Origin of the sequence: Stenotrophomonas sp. GD03794 (assembly GCF_029842145.1) — a bacterium.
GTDB classification, from domain to species: domain Bacteria; phylum Pseudomonadota; class Gammaproteobacteria; order Xanthomonadales; family Xanthomonadaceae; genus Stenotrophomonas; species Stenotrophomonas riyadhensis.
The window spans coordinates 74,233-93,799 of record NZ_JAOCFV010000007.1; the positions used below are offsets into that span (position 1 = coordinate 74,233).

Sequence of the window (19,567 nt, forward strand, 5' to 3'; positions counted from 1 at the left end):
TTGACTTTCCTGTTCACTTTCAAATCTGCGATTCGTGGCGTCAAACCGTGGTCGGTTTCATCCATTGGTGCCAGTTATCGATGCATTTGGCCGCGAAGGCAGGATTTGGTCAGCATAGCGGTCAACCGGGAAGCGAAACACACCCCGCAAGTTGATGCTCTCCAGCCTGGTGGGCGCAATCTTCCCGATCAGTTCCGGTGGAATGACCTGGCGGCGGTTCGACCAGCGATCCAGGACCGCCTGCATCTGTGAGGTATTCCACGCCATCACGATGTTGGCCATCAGGCTCAACGCATCGGCCACAGCCTGCATTTCATCGACACGTTTGGCCTGCGCCGGGCTGATCCGGCCGGTATAAATGGCGCGCTTGAGGGCGTTAACAGCCTCGCCCCGATTGAGCACCCGGCGCAACTCGTTCCTGAAAGCGTCCTTGACAAAGTAGTCAGCCAAAAACGCCGTACGCAGCAACCGCCCCAATTGCACGCCAGCCTCATAGATTGGATCGCCCTGGGCGGCAGAACCGAACCGCGCAAGAGCTGCCACCGCACTGGCATGTCCGCTCATGACCGAGGCTGCCAGGTGCACCAGACTATCCCAATGCTTTTCGATCAAAGCGACGTCGACATTGGCTTCGCACACCGCAGCGATTTCTGCGGGCACTTTGGTGCCGCGTGGCACAAAGAGGTGGCGCTGTTTGAGTTCCTTCAACCGCGGGCAAAGATCAAAACCAAGCAAACGGGCATGTGACATGGCAAAGTCGGTGTAGCCATGGGTATCCACAGCAAGCTGGCTGGTCTCCAGCTTTTCTTGGCGGATGACACCTTCAATGGCCACGCCCGCCTGGCGCTCATTGAGCACAAAGGGCTGCGCATGGAAGATGCCCCACCGGTCTTTTACATGGGAGTAGATTCCAATGGAAGGTGTGTTGCGCCGAGGATCAAGCCGGGCTTGCCACACCCGTTTGGTGGTCTCCATGGTCATCATGTCAGAAGATGCCAAATCGGACCGCCCCCAGGTGGCGGCAATCGGGTGTCGCTGCATGAATTCCAGCACAGCCTGGCAGGCCTGGCTCAGACGCCGTTCGTCCCGCGCCCAGCGCATGGCCTGGCGAATGCTGGTGGCAGACAATTGCGGAATCATGCGCGCGCATTCGACCGCAGTCAGACTGGTGCCGTGGGCCATGATGCCGGCATAGACCATCAGCAGCTCGTCGGTAGAGCGCGGCTCACGTCCGAGCATGATCCAGCTAAAGCGCACCTGGGCGTCAACGGCCAGAATCACTTCCGGCAATTGAACCTCACCGATGCGGTGATCCAAAGCCGCGCGCAGCTTGGTCACTTCTGGGTCTTCGTCCTCTGCGGGCAATGGCGACAAATGGAGTTCATCATCCACGCGCAGTACGCCACTGCGGGCTGCAGCGGCCACCGCATCGACACCGGCAGTTACTCTGGCCAGCAAAGGCTTCAAGAAAGTGGCAGCCTTGCTGGGTAACGATAGACGGGCATAGTGTTTCTTGGACTCTGCCTGCCAACGCTCGTCCGTGAAGAACAAGCGCGCACGACCCCGAAAGCTCAGGCTGTGCTCAATCCAGACCGAGCCATTGCGCACCGCGCGGCGCAGGGCAAACAGGGTGGCCACCTCCAACGCCTGAAACGCCCGTTCCCGGTCTGGGCTGGAGATCGAAACCTGCCAGATCATTCCCAGACTTGGTGCCACCACTTCAACTGGCAGCTTTCTGGATCCTTTGAGATATAAAGCTTGCAGCTTGGCAAGGTACTCGATGGCAGGATGCTCGCCGGTGGCCTGCCAGGGCAGCTTTGCAATGGCGACGAGCAACGACCGCACGGGGCGAATTCCATCAATCAATCCCTCGCGGACCAGGGAGGCCCTGCTCGGTGGTTTGCGTTTCTGGGTTTCGGTGATCAAGGCTTCAAGACGGGCACGCAACTCAGCATCTGGCACCGCACCTTGCGCGCTCAAGGCAACAAGTTCGCCGAGCAGCGTTTTGTACATTGCGGCCCAATTGACGGTAGCGGGGACATCGGCGGCAGCCTGACGCCACAGATCGGCGATCCGGCGCTGCACCATAAGGATCAACTGGTCTGTGGTGGTGAACAGGCAATACCGAAGAAAGCATGCGACCTCCACGGTGCGCGCTGGCTCTTTGATCTTGGCTCCGGCTGAGGGCGGCCTGGAGACAAGTCGGCGCGCGTAGCGGCGCAAGATGAGATCGGGGATGTCTGCCAGGTGCTTATGAACGTCCAGCGTGTAAAGCAGGTCGATGCGCTCCAGTACCTCGCTGATTTGGCGGGTTGAGTGTTTCGCCGGTGCAGCCCATAGCCAACTCTGCTGGGTTTGTCCATCTGGGCGCAGCTCTGAAACTGAGGCTCGCCAGCGATCAAGTGTTGCTGGATCAACGCTGGCGGCGATGGCGGTGCCTGTTTCAACTTCAAGCTGGGCAAGTGCCGCCGCAATCAGTGTCCGAATTGCCCGCTCGTGCACGATCACCAGCTTGTTCTTGTACAGCCATTGACGCGCCCGCACGAGTAGCTGATCGCGGTCGGCGCAGCGCGCCACTTCGTCGCGCAGTTCACGTACCAGTGAGCGGCGCTGGTGCTCGCTCATCCACTGGAATCCAAGGACCGTGCAGGCTACTTGTTGGTGATCGAATAGCGTGCGCCCGCGTTCATACATGGCTCTCAGCGAGGCGACTTCTGGTGCTGCAATGCCAAGCTCGTTGCCAAGGTGGCGCCACAAGGCTACTGGAATTACCCGAAAGGCACCGAGCAAACGCCCACTCATGCGCAGGAAACCAATATGGAGCGCCAGACCAAGCTTGTGGGAATCACCTCGGCGTGCATTGATTGCGTCGCGCTCGGCACCATCGAAGGTGAAAAATGCCTTCATCTCGAAGTCGCTGATATCGCGGGGGAGCCCACGCATCCCCAAAAACGTTGTGTGCCAACCCTGCATCGTGAACCTCAAAAGTGGGAGGCCACCATACCCGTTTACAAAGCGAACAGGAAAGTCAATGAAATCAACGGTCTACCCAGACCACCCCCGCGCCAGTGCTAGCTTTGCGTACCGTCACTTATTGCACTGAAAACGAGGAGACCCCCCGGTAGCGCTGCTGCTCGAAACTGCGGTCGCGGATTTCACCCAGGCGGTTGAAAAACACTGCCCTGGCCAGCGCATTGCGCGCCTCGCCCTTGTTCAGGCCGGCATGCACGCGGCGGCGCAGTTCCACGCTTTGCAGCCAGTCCAGGATGAACAGCGTGCGCTCGATGCGGCCCAGCTCGCGGAGCGCCACGGCCAGGCCGTTCTGGCGTGGGTAGCTGCCGAGCTTTCGGAGCATCAGGGAGGCCGTCACCGTGCCCTGCTTGATCGAGGTGGCCAGCCGCAGGATTTCGTCCCAATGGGCGCGGACGTGCTTGATGTTGAGCGTGCCGCCGATCATGGGTTTCAGCGCGTCATAGGCGGCGTCGCCCTTCGGGATGTAGAGCTTGGTGTCGCCCAGGTCGCGGATGCGCGGCGCGAAGCGGAAGCCCAGGAGGTGCATCAGGGCGAAGACGTGATCGGTGAAGCCCGCCGTGTCGGTGTAATGCTCCTCGATCCGCAAGTCGGACTCGTGGTACAGCAGGCCGTCGAGCACGTAGGTCGAATCGCGCACGCCGACGTTCACGACCTTGGTGTGAAATGGCGCGTACTGGTCAGAAATGTGGGTGTAGAACGTCCGCCCTGGGCTGCTCCCGTATTTCGGGTTGATGTGGCCGGTGCTCTCGGCCTTGCTGCCGGTGCGGAAGTTCTGGCCGTCCGACGATGAGGTGGTGCCGTCGCCCCAGTGCTCGGCGAAGGGATGGCGGAACTGTGCGTTGACCAGATCGGCCAGCGCCGCCCCGTAGGTTTCGTCGCGGATGTGCCAGGCTTGCAGCCAAGCCAGCTTGGCGTAGGTCGTGCCGGGGCAAGACTCCGCCATCTTGGTCAGGCCCAGGTTGATCGCGTCGGCGAGGATCGTGGTCAGCAACAGGTTCTTGTCTTTGGCCGGGTCGCCCGATTTCAGATGCGCGAAATGCCGAGTGAAGCCCGTCCATTCGTCCACCTCCAGCAGCAGTTCGGTGATCTTGACGTGCGGCAGGATCATTGCCGTCTGGTCGATCAGCGCTTGGGCGGTGTCGGGTACCGCCGCGTCGAGCGGCGTGATCTTCAAGCCTGACTCGGTGATGATGGCGTCCGGCAGCTCGTTGGCCGTCGCCATACGGTTGACGGTGGCAAGCTGTGTTTCCAGCAGCGTCAGCCGGTCGTTCAGGTACCGGTTGCAGTCGGTGGCCACGGCCAGCGGCAATTCGCTGGCCTGCTTGAGGCTGGCGAATTTCGCGGGCGGCACCAGGTAGTCCTCGAAGTCCTTGAACTGGCGCGACCCCTGCACCCAGATGTCGCCGGAACGCAACGCGTTCTTCATCTCCGACAGCGCGCACAGTTCGTAGTAGCGCCGGTCGATGCCGGTGTCGGTCATGACCAGCTTCTGCCAGCGCGGCTTGATGAACTCGGTCGGCGCGTCGGCGGGCACCTTGCGGGCGTTGTCGCTGTTCATGCCGCGCAGCACCTCGATGGCGTCGAGCACGTCCTTCGCGGCGGGAGCGGCCCGCAGCTTGAGCACGGCAAGGAATTCCGGCGCGTAGCGGCGCAGCGTGGCGTAGCTTTCGCCGATGCGGTGCAGGAAATCGAAGTCCTCGGGCTGCGCAAGCTTCTGCGCTTCGGTGACGCTCTCGGCGAAGGCATCCCAGGACATGACGGCCTCGATGGCGGCGAACGGATCGCGGCCCGCCTGCTTGGCCTCGATCAGCGCCTGGCCGATGCGGCCGAACAACCGCACCTTGGCGTTGATCGCCTTGCCGGACGCCTGGAATTGCTGCTGATGCTTGTTCTTGGCGGCGTTGAACAGCTTGCCCAGGATGCGGTCGTGCAGGTCGATGATTTCGTCGGTGACGGTGGCCATGCCCTCGATGGCAAGCGCCACCAGGGTGGCATAGCGTCGCTGCGCCTCGAACTTGGCCAGGTCGGCGGGCGTCATCTGGCCACCCTCACGGGCGATCTTGAGCAGGCGGTTCTGGTGCACCGACCGCTCGATGCCAGAAGGCAGGTCGAGCGCCTGCCACGCTTTGAGGCGTTCGATGTGTTCCAGCATGTGCCGCGAATTCGGTTTGACGGGCGATTGGCGCAGCCAGGCCAGCCAGGTCGTTTTGCCGTTGTCCCGACGCTTGAGCAGATCGTCGAGGCGGCGGCGATGCGCGTCCGACAGCGGTTCGGCCAAGGCATCGTAGATGCGCCGGTTGGCGCGGGTGATTGCTTCGGCGCTCGCCCGCTCGACGGCGTTGAGGGCAGGCAGAATGACCGACTGCTGCCGCAGGTGCTCGATCAAGGTGCTGGCCAGCACGATGCCCTTGTCGGTCTGCAAGGCCATCTCGGTCAGCAACTGGACGGCCTGCCGGTAGTGGCCCATGGTAAAGGGCTGGAAGCCGAACACCGTTTGCAGTTCGACCAGGTGCTCGCGCCGGGTCTGCTCCCGCTGCCCGTATTCGTCCCAGCTTTCGACGCTGACCTTGAGCTGGTCGGCGACCAGTTTCAACAAGGGCGGAAACGGCGGCTCATCGACGCCCAGGATGACACCAGGAAAGCGCAGGTAACAGAGCTGCACGGCGAAGCCCAGCCGGTTGGCCGGGCCGCGCCGCTGCCGGATGATGGAGAGGTCGGTTTCGCTGAACGTGTAGTGACGGATCAACTCATCCTTGGTGTCCGGCAACGCCAGCAGGCTTTCGCGCTCGGCGGCGGACAGGATTGAACGACGTGGCATATTTACTGATCCGTTCTCAAGTATTGATACAGGGTTTCGCGACTGATTCCGAATTCACGAGCCAGCTTGGTCTTTTGCTCGCCAGCCTCGACACGTTGGCGCAGTTCGGCAATACGCTCAGACGACAGGGATTTCTTCCTGCCACGGTAGGCCCCGCGCTGCTTGGCGAGCGCGATGCCCTCGCGCTGCCGCTCGCGGATCAAGGCGCGTTCGAACTCGGCGAACGCGCCCATTACCGACAGCATCAGGTTCGCCATCGGCGAGTCCTCGCCGGTGAAGGTCAAATGCTCCTTAAGGAACTCGATGCGTACGCCGCGCTGGGTGAGGCCCTGCACCAGGCGGCGCAGGTCGTCGAGGTTGCGCGCCAGACGATCCATGCTGTGCACCACGACCGTGTCGCCTTCGCGCACGAAGGCGAGCAGCCGTTCCAGTTCGGGCCGCCGTGTGTCCTTGCCCGACGCCTTGTCGGTGAACACTTTATCCACCTGGATCTGTTCGAGCTGCCGTTCTGGGTTCTGGTCGAAGCTGCTGACGCGGACGTAACCGATGCGCTGACCGTGCAAGGTATCCTCCTGAGGGAAATGTGTCAGGAAGAAATCTATGACCCTTGACGGCGCATGTCAATCAATTCGGAAGGCAACTCTATTCTGACGATTTAGCGCCGGATGGTCTGACGCCAAGTTAGGGTATGCCTCAATCTGACGGTAGCGAGTCGCAGGCGTTCGGATCGGCATCGGTTTCGTTCCCTGTCTTGGCACGCGCTTCGAAGCGTTGATAACACTCCAACCCGCAGAAGTGCTCGACGTATTCCGCGCCTTCCGGGGTGAAGGCGGCATCGAGCGGGATTTCCTTGCAGCACACGCAGCAACTGGTGGTGGTCGAGTCTGTCGTTTTCAGAAGACGGCTGCACTGAACGTCAGAAGCCGACTGCACTATAGCAGCGGAGGGGTTGGATCCATCAGGCAACGACGGGCTGCTGCCGGCCATCAGCGGACGCAGGGAGGACTTTCCGCAACCGGCCGTTCGATGCGGCACCGATGGCCTTCGCGCAGGGGTAGTGAATCCGCCAGGATTGACTTGCGCTGCCCTACCTCTCACTAGTGAGGGGCGGCAGCGCATCAAGCGGTGAGCGCACTCCGGCACCGCCAACTTTCAGCACATGCGTGTAAATCATCGTCGTAGAGACGTCGGAATGGCCGAGCAGATCCTGCACGGTTCGAATGTCGTAACCGCTGCGGAGCAAGGCCGTCGCGAACGAGTGGCGGAGGGTGTGCGGTGTGGCGGGCTTCGTGATGCCTGCTTGTTCTACGGCACGTTTGAAGGCGCGCTGAAAGGTCTGGTCATACATGTGATGGCGACGCACGACACCGCTCCGTGGATCGGTCGAATGCGTGTGCTGCGCAAAAACCCAGAACCACGGCCAGGAATGCCCGGCGCGCGGATACTTCCGCTCAAGGGCGTCGGGAAGCGCAACGCCGCTGCGGCCCTCGGCCTGGTCCTTCAGCCACCATGCCCGTGCACGCGACAGCTGCTCGCGCAGGCTGGGTGCCAAGCTCTCGGGTAACATCAAGGCCCGATCCTTGGAGCCCTTGCCCTCCCGCACGATGATCGTGCCGTGATCGAAATCCAGATCCTTGACCCGCAGTTGCAAACCCTCACTGATCCGCATGCCCGTTCCATACAGAAGCTGGGCGAACAAACGATGCTCGCCTTCCAGAAAACCGAGGATGCGAACCACTTCATCCGGGGTCAGCACCACCGGCAAGCGCCGCGACGGCCGAGGTCTTCCGATCTCCTGAAGCCAGGGCAGATCCGTGCACAGCACCTTGCCGTAGAAGAACAGCAAGGCCGCCAATGCCTGACGATGCGTGGAGACCGAAACCTTGCGCTCGTTCGCCAGCCAGGACAGAAATGCCTCGACTTCGCTGCTGCCCAAGGTTGCCGGGTGACGCACACCGTGGAAACGGATGAAGGCACGAACCCAGTGGACATAAGCCTGTTCGGTTCGTAAACTGTAATGCAAGTAGCGTATGCGCTCACGCAACTGGTCCAGAACCTTGACCGAACGCAGCGGTGGTAACGGCGCAGTGGCGGTTTTCATGGCTTGTTATGACTGTTTTTTTGTACAGTCTATGCCTCGGGCATCCAAGCAGCAAGCGCGTTACGCCGTGGGTCGATGTTTGATGTTATGGAGCAGCAACGATGTTACGCAGCAGGGCAGTCGCCCTAAAACAAAGTTAGCGCTTACAGTTTCCATATCAGAAAAAGGAGAAAAGCCATGGCTTGGGTGTATTTGCTCCTCGCAGGAGTTTTTGAAATAGGCTGGCCTGTCGGTCTCAAAATGGCGCAAGAAGCTGAAACAAGAGTCACCGGCATCATTGTTGCCTTGGCCTTTATGGCGATTAGCGGGTTTCTCTTATGGCTTGCGCAAAAAGAGATCCCGATTGGCACCTCCTATGCAATTTGGACGGGCATCGGCGCTGCGGGTACGTTCGTTGTTGGCGTTCTTTTTTATGGTGATCCAAGCAGCATCGGGCGTTACTTGGGCGTCGCACTAATCGTTGCAGGTGTTGCAACCCTTAAACTCTCCCACTAAAACCGTCTATGTTGTTCCAGCGCGCTAACCCGGCGCTCAACCTCGTTCGCTTCGCTCTCTGGACGCTGCGCGATAAAGCCGCGCAGCGCCGGTTAGCTCTACGTTAGGCATCACAAAGTACAGCATCGTGACCAACAGCAACGATTCCGTCACACTGCGCCTCATGACTGAGCATGACCTTGCGATGCTCTATGAGTGGCTAAATCGATCTCATATCGTCGAGTGGTGGGGCGGAGAAGAAGCACGCCCGACACTTGCTGACGTACAGGAACAGTACTTGCCAAGCGTTTTAGCGCAAGAGTCCGTCACTCCATACATTGCAATGCTGAATGGAGAGCCGATTGGGTATGCCCAGTCGTACGTTGCTCTTGGAAGCGGGGACGGATGGTGGGAAGAAGAAACCGATCCAGGAGTACGCGGAATAGACCAGTCACTGGCGAATGCATCACAACTGGGCAAAGGCTTGGGAACCAAGCTGGTTCGAGCTCTGGTTGAGTTGCTGTTCAATGATCCCGAGGTCACCAAGATCCAAACGGACCCGTCGCCGAGCAACTTGCGAGCGATCCGATGCTACGAGAAAGCGGGGTTTGAGAGGCAAGGTACCGTAACCACCCCAGATGGTCCAGCCGTGTACATGGTTCAAACACGCCAGGCATTCGAGCGAACACGCAGTGATGCCTAACCCTTCCATCGAGGGGGACGTCCAAGGGCTGGCGCCCTTGGCCGCCCCTCATGTCAAACGTTAGACATCATGAGGGTAGCGGTGACCATCGAAATTTCGAACCAACTATCAGAGGTGCTAAGCGTCATTGAGCGCCATCTGGAATCAACGTTGCTGGCCGTGCATTTGTACGGCTCCGCAGTGGATGGCGGCCTGAAGCCATACAGCGATATTGATTTGTTGGTTACTGTGGCCGTAAAGCTTGATGAAACGACGCGGCGAGCATTGCTCAATGACCTTATGGAGGCTTCGGCTTTCCCTGGCGAGAGCGAGACGCTCCGCGCTATAGAAGTCACCCTTGTCGTGCATGACGACATCATCCCGTGGCGTTATCCGGCTAAGCGCGAGCTGCAATTTGGAGAATGGCAGCGCAATGACATTCTTGCGGGTATCTTCGAGCCAGCCATGATCGACATTGATCTAGCTATCCTGCTTACAAAAGCAAGAGAACATAGCGTTGCCTTGGTAGGTCCGGCAGCGGAGGAATTCTTTGACCCGGTTCCTGAACAGGATCTATTCGAGGCGCTGAGGGAAACCTTGAAGCTATGGAACTCGCAGCCCGACTGGGCCGGCGATGAGCGAAATGTAGTGCTTACGTTGTCCCGCATTTGGTACAGCGCAATAACCGGCAAAATCGCGCCGAAGGATGTCGCTGCCGACTGGGCAATAAAACGCCTACCTGCCCAGTATCAGCCCGTCTTACTTGAAGCTAAGCAAGCTTATCTGGGACAAAAAGAAGATCACTTGGCCTCACGCGCAGATCACTTGGAAGAATTTATTCGCTTTGTGAAAGGCGAGATCATCAAGTCAGTTGGTAAATGATGTCTAACTCCGGCGTTAGATGCACTAAGCACATAATTGCTCACAGCCAAACTATCAGGTCAAGTCTGCTTTTATTATTTTTAAGCGTGCATAATAAGCCCTACACAAATTGGGAGATATATCATGAAAGGCTGGCTTTTTCTTGTTATCGCAATAGTTGGCGAAGTAATCGCAACATCCGCATTAAAATCTAGCGAGGGCTTTACTAAGCTTGCCCCTTCCGCCGTTGTCATAATCGGTTATGGCATCGCATTTTATTTTCTTTCTCTGGTTCTGAAATCCATCCCTGTCGGTGTTGCTTATGCAGTCTGGTCGGGACTCGGCGTCGTCATAATTACAGCCATTGCCTGGTTGCTTCATGGGCAAAAGCTTGATGCGTGGGGCTTTGTAGGTATGGGGCTCATAATTGCTGCCTTTTTGCTCGCCCGATCCCCATCGTGGAAGTCGCTGCGGAGGCCGACGCCATGGTGACGGTGTTCGGCATTCTGAATCTCACCGAGGACTCCTTCTTCGATGAGAGCCGGCGGCTAGACCCCGCCGGCGCTGTCACCGCGGCGATCGAAATGCTGCGAGTCGGATCAGACGTCGTGGATGTCGGACCGGCCGCCAGCCATCCGGACGCGAGGCCTGTATCGCCGGCCGATGAGATCAGACGTATTGCGCCGCTCTTAGACGCCCTGTCCGATCAGATGCACCGTGTTTCAATCGACAGCTTCCAACCGGAAACCCAGCGCTATGCGCTCAAGCGCGGCGTGGGCTACCTGAACGATATCCAAGGATTTCCTGACCCTGCGCTCTATCCCGATATTGCTGAGGCGGACTGCAGGCTGGTGGTTATGCACTCAGCGCAGCGGGATGGCATCGCCACCCGCACCGGTCACCTTCGACCCGAAGACGCGCTCGACGAGATTGTGCGGTTCTTCGAGGCGCGGGTTTCCGCCTTGCGACGGAGCGGGGTCGCTGCCGACCGGCTCATCCTCGATCCGGGGATGGGATTTTTCTTGAGCCCCGCACCGGAAACATCGCTGCACGTGCTGTCGAACCTTCAAAAGCTGAAGTCGGCGTTGGGGCTTCCGCTATTGGTCTCGGTGTCGCGGAAATCCTTCTTGGGCGCCACCGTTGGCCTTCCTGTAAAGGATCTGGGTCCAGCGAGCCTTGCGGCGGAACTTCACGCGATCGGCAATGGCGCTGACTACGTCCGCACCCACGCGCCTGGAGATCTGCGAAGCGCAATCACCTTCTCGGAAACCCTCGCGAAATTTCGCAGTCGCGACGCCAGAGACCGAGGGTTAGATCATGCCTAGCATTCACCTTCCGGCCGCCCGCTAGCGGACCCTGGTCAGGTTCCGCGAAGGTGGGCGCAGACATGCTGGGCTCGTCAGGATCAAACTGCACTATGAGGCGGCGGTTCATACCGCGCCAGGGGAGCGAATGGACAGCGAGGAGCCTCCGAACGTTCGGGTCGCCTGCTCGGGTGATATCGACGAGGTTGTGCGGCTGATGCACGACGCTGCGGCGTGGATGTCCGCCAAGGGAACGCCCGCCTGGGACGTCGCGCGGATCGACCGGACATTCGCGGAGACCTTCGTCCTGAGATCCGAGCTCCTAGTCGCGAGGGCTCTGTTGCAAAAATCGTGAAGCTTGAGCATGCTTGGCGGAGATTGGACGGACGGAACGATGACGGATTTCAAGTGGCGCCATTTCCAGGGTGATGTGATCCTGTGGGCGGTGCGCTGGTATTGTCGCTATCCGATCAGCTATCGCGACCTTGAGGAAATGCTGGCGGAACGCGGCATTTCGGTCGACCATACGACGATCTATCGCTGGGTCCAGCGCTACGCCCCGGAGATGGAGAAGCGGCTGCGCTGGTTCTGGCGGCGTGGCTTTGATCCGAGCTGGCGCCTGGATGAAACCTACGTCAAGGTGCGGGGCAAGTGGACCTACCTGTACCGGGCAGTCGACAAGCGGGGCGACACGATCGATTTCTACCTGTCGCCGACCCGCAGCGCCAAGGCAGCGAAGCGGTTCCTGGGCAAGGCCCTGCGAGGCCTGAAGCACTGGGAAAAGCCTGCCACGCTCAATACCGACAAAGCGCCGAGCTATGGTGCAGCGATCACCGAATTGAAGCGCGAAGGAAAGCTGGACCGGGAGACGGCCCACCGGCAGGTGAAGTATCTCAATAACGTGATCGAGGCCGATCACGGAAAGCTCAAGATACTGATCAAGCCGGTGCGCGGTTTCAAATCGATCCCCACGGCCTATGCCACGATCAAGGGATTCGAAGTCATGCGAGCCCTGCGCAAAGGACAGGCTCGCCCCTGGTGCCTGCAGCCCGGCATCAGGGGCGAGGTGCGCCTTGTGGAGAGAGCTTTTGGCATTGGGCCCTCGGCGCTGACGGAGGCCATGGGCATGCTCAACCACCATTTCGCAGCAGCCGCCTGATCGGCGCAGAGCGACAGCCTACCTCTGACTGCCGCCAATCTTTGCAACAGAGCCTCCGTCGCCATGCTCACCTCGCTTTGGTGCACACGAGTATTGAGCATAGTCGAGATTGGTGCAGATCACTTCTGATATTGAACTGTCAGGAGCTGGCTGCACAACAGCCATTACGCCCAATCAACTGGTGCAGTCGTCTTCTGAAAATGACAGAGTCACTTGCATTCATGGTGGCACCCCTCCATTGACTGACGAAGACGGCGAATGCCGCCGCCGGCATTGGCTTCGCGAACAGGAAGCCTTGTCCTGTGTCGCAGTCCGCTTGTCGCAATAGATCAAGACTCGCCGATGTTTCCACGCCTTCAGCCACCACATCCATGCCCAGCCCGTGCGCAAGCTGAATCACGGTGTGCACGATGGTTTGGTCGCGGCGGTCGTTGGCGAGCCCGGCGACAAACGATTGGTCGATCTTGAGCGTGCTGATTGGGCAGCACTTCAGATGTTGCAGACAGGAATACCCCGTCCCGAAGTCATCGGCGGCGAAGCGCACACCGATCTGCCGCAAGGCGTCCAGGGCGGGGAAGATCGCCGGATCACCAAACGCGACCGATTCGGTCAGCTCGATTTCGAGATACTCGGCGGGCAACTCGGCATCAGCCAGCACGCCCTTTACCCACCCGTCGAAGTCCGGTCCCACTTGGCTCGCCGAAACATTGACGGCCAGCCGGAACGGTCGCCATGCCAGCATTCGCCAGTCACGCATCTGGCGGCAGGCTTCGCCCAGCACCCAAGCGCCGATTTCAGGCATCAGGCCGGACGATTCGACCACGGGCAGGAACTGGCCCGGTGGCAATAGTCCAAGCGTCGGATGACGCCAGCGCAACAGGGCTTCCGCGCCGACAATCCCACCACTGCGCAGATCGACGACGGGCTGGTAGTGCAGTTCAAGCTGCCCGCGCTCGACCGCTTGGGCCAGTTCCGGCGTCGTCCATCCATCCGGCCGGAAAGCGCTCATTCTCTTTCCCTGAATGCCCGCAACGCCCGCGACAGGGACAGAAGGAACAGGCCGGTCAAACCGAGCGCCGCGATGACCCAATGCTCGCCGAGGAAAGCACCGGCGGTTGTGCCGGCCAGCACGACAGCGAGGATGGGCAGGTGGCAGGGGCAAGTCAGCACAGCCAGTCCGCCCCACAGGTAGCCGGTGATCGGTTTGTGCGTCTCGGACGGCAAGCGCTCGGGGTTGTTCATGGCAGACTCTCCGCGTGCTGTGCCGGCTCGGTCGGCAGGGTGGCCAACTGCACTTCCAGATCGGCCAACGCTTCGCGCCGACGCTCGACGAACTGACGCAGCAGGGCAAGCTGCGCGGCCGCTTCGTCGCCGTCCGCCGCATCCAGCGCCCGGCACAGCCGCGCCAGCGCGTCGAGGCCGATGCCCGCCTCGAAGGCCGCCCGCACGAAGCACAGCCGTTGCAAGGCGGCGTCATCGAACAAGCCGTAGCCGCCTGGTGTGCACGCCACCGGGCGCAGCAATCCGCGCAGCAGGTAGTCGCGCACGATATGCACGCTCACCCCGGCATCAAGAGCCAGCCGGGACACCGTGTAGGCGTTCATTGAACACCTCCTTTTTCTCACCCGGCGCAGCAGGAAAGCTGCTTCACATCCTTGTTGAAGGTCTGCGCCGCGAGCTTCAACCCCTCGACCATCGTCAGGTAGGGGAACAACTGGTCGGCCAGTTCCTGCACCGTCATGCGGTTGCGAATGGCCAGAGCCGCCGTCTGGATCAGTTCACCCGCTTCCGGCGCGACCGCCTGTACGCCGATCAGCCGATGGCTGCCTTCCTCGATAACCAACTTGATGAAGCCGCGTGTGTCGAAGTTGGCGAGCGCACGCGGCACGTTGTCCAAGGTCAAGGTGCGGCTGTCGGTCTCGATCCCGTCGTGGTGGGCTTCCGCCTCGCTGTAGCCCACGGTCGCCACTTGCGGATCGGTGAACACCACGGCCGGCATTGCGGTCAGGTCGAGCGCCGCATCGCCGCCGGTCATGTTGATCGCGGCACGGGTGCCGGCCGCTGCCGCCACATAGACGAACTGCGGCTGGTCGGTGCAGTCGCCGGCCGCGTAGATGTTCGGGTTGCTCGTGCGCATGCCTTGGTCGATGGCGATGGCACCTTGCGCATTGACAGTGACCCCCGCTGCGTCCAGCGCGAGGCTGCGCGTGTTCGGTGTCCGACCGGTGGCAACCAGCAGTTTGTCGGCGCGCAATTCACCGTGCGTGGTGGTCAGCACGAATTCACCGTCCATATGGGCGACCTGGCTGGCTTGCGTGTGCTCCAGCACCTCGATGCCCTCGGCACGGAAAGCGGCTGTCACCGCCTCGCCGATGGCCGGGTCTTCACGGAAGAACAAGGTATTGCGCGCCAGGACCGTGACCTTGCTGCCCAGCCGGGCAAAGGCTTGCGCCAGCTCCAGCGCCACCACCGACGAGCCGATTACGGCAAGGCGTTCGGGAATGGTGTCGCTCGCCAGGGCCTCGGTGGAAGTCCAGTAGGGTGACTCTTTCAAGCCCGGAATCGGCGGGACCGCCGGGCTGGCACCCGTGGCGACCAGGCAGCGGTCGAACATCACGACGCGCTCGCCACCCTCGTTCAAACGGACGGTAAGGCTCTGGTCGTCCTTGAAGCGCGCCTCACCGTGCACAACGGTGATGGCCGGATTACCGCCCAGGATGCCTTCGTACTTGGCGTGCCGCAGTTCGTCGACGCGGGCCTGCTGCTGGGCCAGCAGCTTACTGCGGTCAATCGTAGGCACAGTTGCCGCAATACCGCCATCGAACGGGCTTTCCCGGCGCAGATGGGCGATGTGGGCGGCGCGGATCATGATCTTGGACGGCACACAGCCGACATTGACGCAGGTGCCGCCGATGGTGCCGCGCTCGATCAGCGTGACCTGCGCGCCTTGCTCGACGGCTTTCAGCGCCGCCGCCATCGCGGCTCCACCGCTGCCAATGACCGCTACCTGCACCGGGGGCTCGTTGCCACTGTGCTTTTCGGCGGCGGCCATCCATCCCCGCACCTTGTCGAGCAGTCCGACGCGGTTGTCCGCCAGTGGCGCATCGGCTAGCGTTGCCTTGTAGCCCAGTCCGGCCACGGCGGCAGTCAGCGCGTCCGGCGATGTGCCCGGCACGATGGCGAGTTGCGCTGTGCCCTTCGGATAGGACACCAGCGCCGACTGCACGCCTGGCACTTTTTCCAGCGCTTCCTTGACGTGCGCCGCGCACGAGTCGCAAGTCATGCCGGTGATTTTTAGATGGGTCATGCAACAGATCCTTTATCGTTTGTGGCGCCAGACAATGACGTCCGTTGTGCTGCGGTGCCGTTTTCAGTGACTCACTGCTTGACGCTGGACGGATAGCCCGCGTCTGCGGTTGCCTTGGTCAGCTTCTGCACGCTGGTCTTGGCATCGTCGAAGGTGACGACCGCTTGGCGTGTCTCGAAAGTCACGTCAACTTTGCTGACGCCTTCGACCTTGGAAATCGCCTTCTTGACAGTGATCGGGCAGGCGGAGCAGGTCATGCCCGGTACGGACAGCGTGACGGTCTGGGTGGCGGCCCAGACGGGGGCAACAACGGCGGCGAGGGCGAGGGAGGCAAACAGTTTCTTCATGGTGAACTCCGATCAGTAGAAAAATGGCATGACGTAGGGAAATCCGAGCGCGACCAGAACCAGCGCGGCCACGATCCAGAAAATGAGCTTGTAAGTAGCTCGCACTTGGGGAATCGCGCAGACCTCACCCGGTTTGCAGGCCGCTGCCTGCCGGTAGATGCGCCGCCAGGCGAAGAACAACGCCACCAGCGCCACGCCGATAAAGATGGGGCGATAGGGTTCCAACACCGCCAAGTTGCCGATCCAAGCGCCGCTGAACCCCAAGGCGATCAGAACCAACGGCCCGAGGCAGCAAGCCGAGGCGAGGATGGCGGCAAGCCCTCCAGTGAAGAGCGCGCCGCGCCCGGTTTTTGGTTCAGACATGCGCTTGTCCTTTCGAATTGAAATTGGATAGCGTAACCTTACTTCCGTACTCATGTACGGAGTCAAGCGATATGGAAAACAATTTGGAGAACCTGACCATTGGCGTTTTCGCCAAGGCGGCCGGGGTCAATGTGGAGACCATCCGTTTCTATCAGCGCAAGGGCTTGTTGCTGGAGCCTGACAAGCCCTATGGCAGCATCCGCCGCTATGGCGAGGCGGATGTAACGCGGGTGCGCTTCGTGAAATCAGCCCAGCGGCTGGGCTTCAGCCTGGATGAGATCGCCGAGCTGCTGCGGCTGGAGGATGGCACCCATTGCGAGGAAGCCAGCAGTCTGGCCGAGCACAAGCTCAAGGACGTGCGCGAGAAAATGGCTGACCTGGCGCGCATGGAGGCCGTGCTGTCTGAGTTGGTGTGCGCCTGCCATGCGCGAAGGGGGAACGTTTCCTGCCCGCTGATCGCGTCACTACAGGGTGGAGCAAGCTTGGCAGGTTCGGCTATGCCTTAGCGTGCTTTATTTTCCGTTTTCTGAGACGACCCCCTCAAGAGTTTCGCCCACCATCTTGGTCGATAGTCGCGCCTTCATGTCCCGTAGGCGCTCGATTGCGTCATCACGATCCTTGATCTGCGTCTCGTACTTTTCTTTCAAAGATTTCTCGGCGAGATGCTTTTCAAGTTCTACCCGCTGCAAGCCGCTCTTCAATTCGTCACGTTCTTTCTCGACCGCGCCGACTGCTTCGGTAATCGCGAGCTTCTTCTCGATGACAACAGCGTCAAGCTTCGCCTTGAGTTCCTGTATCTCCGACTCCTTCGCTGCAGCGGCTTTTTGCACTTCGCTCATGAGCGTGACCTCTGCCAACTTGGATACGGCTTGCTTGTCACGCTTCGCTTGTTCCAATTCATTTGCAAGCGTGTCACGCTCTTTTTCCACCGCGCTCAAAGCCTCGGCCACGGCAAGTTGCCGCGCAACTTCGCCAGCATCAAGCCTGGCCTTCAGCTCCTGGATCTCGGCGTCCTTGGCAGACGAGGTCTTCTGCAATTCGTTGGCAATCTTGGCTTCAGCTAGTTCGACCGCATTGCGCTTTCCCTGCTCGGCCAACTCTAGCCGCTCATGCAACTGCTTCTCGAAATCGCTATCTCGAACCTGCTTCAGAATGTCCGCGTACCCAACTTCATCGATCTTGAATGCCTTCCCGCAGTGAGGGCAGATGATTTCATGCATGATTACTTACCCTCCACCTTGACAAGAATCTGCTTAAGCATTTCTGGCACCACTCCTCCCGACCGGAGTGTTGCAGTCCGGTATGCGAGTTGGTTTTTCGATAGATTTATTCCGGTATCAGCCTCAACACTATTGCAGGCAGTTATCCACTCACCCCAGTTCGCAGACAGAAACGCTTCAAGATGATCATCAAAAATGGCCGCGACGTCGGAAATGGTGGCGGATGGAAAATCTTCTTCAGGCAAGCCGAAGTACCGCATTAATCTGCAGTTCTCTACCGCATGATTGTTGCGCTCCCGATCTATGTCATCTTGCTTTTTGTTTTTGGCTTTGGCTCGCGCTTCAAATCCACCGTCTGCATCAAACAGTGCGTAGACTGGCACACCAATAGATTTCAAAATCGCATGCGCGAGGGGTATCGATGTCTTGCTGCCCACAGAAACGATAGAAATTCCTGCTGCCTCAAGGGCGCCGGGGGAAGTTCTATCTCCAATACCGTAGAACACAGCAGATTCGGTTGTCCCCTCCACAAGAAATGCGCGATTCGCGAAGAGTGCTATGGCAAGCTGGTCGGCCACGTTATGGTCGAGCCTGCGATCGACCACATCGCCATCCACTGTTCCATTCAGCCTGGCCTTCACATCCTCAACCGTGGCAAAGTGGACCGTCACCACCGGGACTTCGTCAGCGGATCTCGTCAGCCGTCTGACTTGATGGAAATGTCGAGCCTCCAGGAAGTAGGGGCTATGCGTCGCATAGGTCACCTGGATGCGCTTGCCAGCATCTTCGGCGAGCGACCTGAGCACCTTCGCAAAGGTCTGCGCCTGGATCGGGTGCTGGAAAAGTTCCGGCTCCTCGATCGCCAGGCAGATGACTCCCTCGGCCGAGGCTGCGCCCGACTGCGCCAAGAGTTGCAGAGCCGAGATCAGCAGCGTGCGCTGAAAGCCGTGTCCCTGCCGCTCCACCGCAGTCTCGGTGGTGCCGTCGAGCACGGCCACGTCGAACGTCGTGCGAGGTGCCTTGAGTTCCACCTCAGCCGGAGAAACCGTGATTGCCCGGCCTGGCGCATAGGTTGTGACGACCTCGTTGAGCTGCGTTGTGATGGCCCCAAGTTGCTCCTTGAACTTCTCTTCGTAGACTTGTTGCTGCTTTGCCCGTGACTCCGCAACGATTTCCGCGATTGCCTCATCAGCGGCAGTTCGGTCAATCGAGCGCTCAAGGATTCGCCCAATGATGCTTGCCTTGCCGTCGATGGACTCTTCACTTGCCCGAAGGTCTGCCGTAACCAGGACGAAGTCGAAGAGCCCGCTCATCTTGCCGCCGCTGTTGAAACCGAAGAAATTGGTTTGCAAAGCCTCGGGCGCATCGAGCAGTTGATCAGTGTGAGCCGCCTCCCAAGTTGTCATCGCCTGCTCGACGGCTGGACCAGTATTCGCCGCAGGAAGGTCAAGCTCCGGGCGCTCGCGCCGGAGAGTGGCATACAGCTCTTTCTTCGCAGTCGCACCGCCTGCTGCCTTGATGGCATTTAAAGCCGGAAATCCCTTTGCATTGGCGGAGAGCACATCGGTGCCATCGGGAGATCGGCGCTTCCATGCGGTGAACGTGGCAACTCCTTCCGGCGCGTACTTGCCAAGTGCCTCGCGATCCTTTTCGGTGAGGTCTGCGAAGGTGACCTGAACCTCGATGTCTTCGTCAGTCGCCCCAAAAGAGCAATCCTTCTCCGTCAGCGAGCCGGGTTTGCCGTTGAAGAACCAGTCGAGCGCACGAAGCACCGTTGACTTGCCGGCACCGTTCGGCCCGATGAAGGTCGTGACGGAATCGAACGGAATCGTCACGTCTTTCAACGTGCGAAAGTTTCGGATGCGAACGGATTGGATCTTCATTTCGGGTCTCTGCTC

At 60.0% G+C, this 19,567-nt stretch carries 18 protein-coding genes and 3 pseudogenes; 8 read left to right on the forward strand and 13 right to left on the reverse strand.

Going from position 1 to position 19,567, the window contains the following annotated elements; all coding sequences use genetic code 11:
- Positions 1-57 precede the first annotated feature (57 nt).
- From N5D91_RS06155 to intI1, 5 genes and pseudogenes are all read right to left on the reverse strand, one after another.
- Positions 58-2,973, reverse strand: a complete 2,916-nt coding sequence (locus N5D91_RS06155) for a Tn3-like element IS1071 family transposase (RefSeq protein WP_003158660.1) — start codon at positions 2,971-2,973, stop codon at positions 58-60.
- Positions 2,974-3,118: 145 nt separating this feature from the next.
- A pseudogene (locus tag N5D91_RS06160) lies at positions 3,119-5,851 on the reverse strand (Tn3 family transposase); the annotation flags it as partial.
- A gap of 2 nt (positions 5,852-5,853) precedes the next feature.
- Positions 5,854-6,414 (reverse strand): recombinase family protein, encoded by a 561-nt coding sequence (locus N5D91_RS06165; protein WP_003124096.1) that lies wholly within the window; start codon positions 6,412-6,414, stop codon positions 5,854-5,856.
- A gap of 130 nt (positions 6,415-6,544) precedes the next feature.
- Complete coding sequence (locus N5D91_RS06170; protein ID WP_033865223.1) at positions 6,545-6,748, reverse strand: DUF3330 domain-containing protein; 204 nt, start codon at positions 6,746-6,748, stop codon at positions 6,545-6,547.
- A gap of 190 nt (positions 6,749-6,938) precedes the next feature.
- A complete protein-coding gene (intI1, locus tag N5D91_RS06175; protein WP_000845048.1) occupies positions 6,939-7,952 on the reverse strand; it encodes a class 1 integron integrase IntI1 in 1,014 nt (337 codons plus the stop codon).
- 177 nt (positions 7,953-8,129) lie between these two features.
- Between intI1 and N5D91_RS06180 the strand changes: the two genes are divergently transcribed.
- From N5D91_RS06180 to N5D91_RS06210, 7 genes and pseudogenes are all read left to right on the forward strand, one after another.
- Positions 8,130-8,447 (forward strand): multidrug efflux SMR transporter, encoded by a 318-nt coding sequence (locus N5D91_RS06180; protein ID WP_279907095.1) that lies wholly within the window; start codon positions 8,130-8,132, stop codon positions 8,445-8,447.
- 127 nt (positions 8,448-8,574) lie between these two features.
- Complete coding sequence (locus N5D91_RS06185) at positions 8,575-9,129, forward strand: aminoglycoside N-acetyltransferase AAC(6')-Ib4 (RefSeq protein ID WP_003159191.1); 555 nt, start codon at positions 8,575-8,577, stop codon at positions 9,127-9,129.
- A gap of 69 nt (positions 9,130-9,198) precedes the next feature.
- On the forward strand, positions 9,199-9,990 hold the full coding sequence (locus N5D91_RS06190; protein ID WP_001261740.1) for an ANT(3'')-Ia family aminoglycoside nucleotidyltransferase AadA2: 792 nt from the start codon (positions 9,199-9,201) through the stop codon (positions 9,988-9,990).
- 123 nt (positions 9,991-10,113) lie between these two features.
- Positions 10,114-10,461, forward strand: a complete 348-nt coding sequence (locus tag N5D91_RS06195; RefSeq protein ID WP_000679427.1) for a quaternary ammonium compound efflux SMR transporter QacE delta 1 — start codon at positions 10,114-10,116, stop codon at positions 10,459-10,461.
- Positions 10,455-11,294, forward strand: a complete 840-nt coding sequence (gene sul1, locus N5D91_RS06200) for a sulfonamide-resistant dihydropteroate synthase Sul1 (RefSeq protein ID WP_000259031.1) — start codon at positions 10,455-10,457, stop codon at positions 11,292-11,294. The genes N5D91_RS06195 and sul1 overlap by 7 nt, the downstream gene beginning before the upstream one ends.
- 127 nt (positions 11,295-11,421) lie before the next feature.
- Positions 11,422-11,604, forward strand: a pseudogene (locus tag N5D91_RS06205) (GNAT family N-acetyltransferase); the annotation flags it as partial.
- 63 nt (positions 11,605-11,667) lie between these two features.
- Entirely contained in the window at positions 11,668-12,432 is a 765-nt protein-coding gene (locus N5D91_RS06210) for an IS6-like element IS6100 family transposase (RefSeq protein WP_023464298.1), read from the forward strand.
- A 205-nt stretch (positions 12,433-12,637) separates the two neighbouring features.
- Here the strand turns inward: N5D91_RS06210 and N5D91_RS06215 are convergent.
- The 6 genes and pseudogenes from N5D91_RS06215 to merT all read right to left on the reverse strand — a co-directional run.
- Positions 12,638-13,441: pseudogene (locus tag N5D91_RS06215) on the reverse strand (cyclic diguanylate phosphodiesterase); the annotation flags it as partial.
- Positions 13,438-13,674, reverse strand: coding sequence for a broad-spectrum mercury transporter MerE (gene merE / locus N5D91_RS06220; RefSeq protein WP_003132004.1), 237 nt, complete (start codon positions 13,672-13,674; stop codon positions 13,438-13,440). The pseudogene N5D91_RS06215 and the gene merE, both read right to left, overlap by 4 nt.
- Complete coding sequence (gene merD / locus N5D91_RS06225) at positions 13,671-14,036, reverse strand: mercury resistance co-regulator MerD (RefSeq protein ID WP_000995360.1); 366 nt, start codon at positions 14,034-14,036, stop codon at positions 13,671-13,673. Before merD ends, merE begins: the two co-directional genes overlap by 4 nt.
- A 17-nt stretch (positions 14,037-14,053) precedes the next feature.
- A complete protein-coding gene (gene merA / locus N5D91_RS06230) occupies positions 14,054-15,739 on the reverse strand; it encodes a mercury(II) reductase (RefSeq protein WP_003158917.1) in 1,686 nt (561 codons plus the stop codon).
- Positions 15,740-15,810: 71 nt separating this feature from the next.
- The gene (gene merP, locus N5D91_RS06235) at positions 15,811-16,086 is read right to left on the reverse strand and encodes a mercury resistance system periplasmic binding protein MerP (protein ID WP_003131987.1); all 276 of its coding nucleotides are present in this window, start codon (positions 16,084-16,086) and stop codon (positions 15,811-15,813) included.
- Positions 16,087-16,098: 12 nt separating this feature from the next.
- Positions 16,099-16,449 carry a mercuric ion transporter MerT gene (merT, locus tag N5D91_RS06240; RefSeq protein ID WP_003131974.1) on the reverse strand — a complete coding sequence of 117 codons (351 nt, stop codon included), beginning with the start codon at positions 16,447-16,449 and terminating at the stop codon, positions 16,099-16,101.
- A 71-nt stretch (positions 16,450-16,520) separates the two neighbouring features.
- On the opposite strand from merT, the gene N5D91_RS06245 reads away from it, so the two are divergent.
- A complete protein-coding gene (locus N5D91_RS06245) occupies positions 16,521-16,955 on the forward strand; it encodes a mercury resistance transcriptional regulator MerR (protein WP_003131969.1) in 435 nt (144 codons plus the stop codon).
- Positions 16,956-16,961: 6 nt separating this feature from the next.
- On the opposite strand, the gene N5D91_RS06250 is transcribed toward N5D91_RS06245, so the two are convergent.
- Both N5D91_RS06250 and N5D91_RS06255 read right to left on the reverse strand, forming a co-directional pair.
- Positions 16,962-17,669 (reverse strand): DUF2130 domain-containing protein, encoded by a 708-nt coding sequence (locus N5D91_RS06250; RefSeq protein WP_003158916.1) that lies wholly within the window; start codon positions 17,667-17,669, stop codon positions 16,962-16,964.
- A gap of 2 nt (positions 17,670-17,671) precedes the next feature.
- Positions 17,672-19,552 (reverse strand): ATP-dependent endonuclease, encoded by a 1,881-nt coding sequence (locus N5D91_RS06255; RefSeq protein ID WP_003158915.1) that lies wholly within the window; start codon positions 19,550-19,552, stop codon positions 17,672-17,674.
- Positions 19,553-19,567: the final 15 nt, after the last annotated feature.

Excerpts from the sequence above, each read along its gene's own strand:
- sul1 (WP_000259031.1), top strand. The coding sequence starts at position 10,455 with ATGGTGACGGTGTTCGGCATTCTGAATCTCACCGAGGACTCCTTCTTC.
- N5D91_RS06255 (WP_003158915.1), bottom strand. The coding sequence starts at position 19,552 with ATGAAGATCCAATCCGTTCGCATCCGAAACTTTCGCACGTTGAAAGAC.
- merP (WP_003131987.1), bottom strand. The coding sequence starts at position 16,086 with ATGAAGAAACTGTTTGCCTCCCTCGCCCTCGCCGCCGTTGTTGCCCCC.
- merD (WP_000995360.1), bottom strand. The coding sequence starts at position 14,036 with ATGAACGCCTACACGGTGTCCCGGCTGGCTCTTGATGCCGGGGTGAGC.
- intI1 (WP_000845048.1), bottom strand. The coding sequence starts at position 7,952 with ATGAAAACCGCCACTGCGCCGTTACCACCGCTGCGTTCGGTCAAGGTT.
- N5D91_RS06250 (WP_003158916.1), bottom strand. The coding sequence starts at position 17,669 with ATGCATGAAATCATCTGCCCTCACTGCGGGAAGGCATTCAAGATCGAT.
- merA (WP_003158917.1), bottom strand. The coding sequence starts at position 15,739 with ATGACCCATCTAAAAATCACCGGCATGACTTGCGACTCGTGCGCGGCG.
- merT (WP_003131974.1), bottom strand. The coding sequence starts at position 16,449 with ATGTCTGAACCAAAAACCGGGCGCGGCGCGCTCTTCACTGGAGGGCTT.
- N5D91_RS06245 (WP_003131969.1), top strand. The coding sequence starts at position 16,521 with ATGGAAAACAATTTGGAGAACCTGACCATTGGCGTTTTCGCCAAGGCG.
- N5D91_RS06180 (WP_279907095.1), top strand. The coding sequence starts at position 8,130 with ATGGCTTGGGTGTATTTGCTCCTCGCAGGAGTTTTTGAAATAGGCTGG.
- N5D91_RS06210 (WP_023464298.1), top strand. The coding sequence starts at position 11,668 with ATGACGGATTTCAAGTGGCGCCATTTCCAGGGTGATGTGATCCTGTGG.
- N5D91_RS06155 (WP_003158660.1), bottom strand. The coding sequence starts at position 2,973 with ATGCAGGGTTGGCACACAACGTTTTTGGGGATGCGTGGGCTCCCCCGC.
- N5D91_RS06195 (WP_000679427.1), top strand. The coding sequence starts at position 10,114 with ATGAAAGGCTGGCTTTTTCTTGTTATCGCAATAGTTGGCGAAGTAATC.
- N5D91_RS06190 (WP_001261740.1), top strand. The coding sequence starts at position 9,199 with ATGAGGGTAGCGGTGACCATCGAAATTTCGAACCAACTATCAGAGGTG.
- merE (WP_003132004.1), bottom strand. The coding sequence starts at position 13,674 with ATGAACAACCCCGAGCGCTTGCCGTCCGAGACGCACAAACCGATCACC.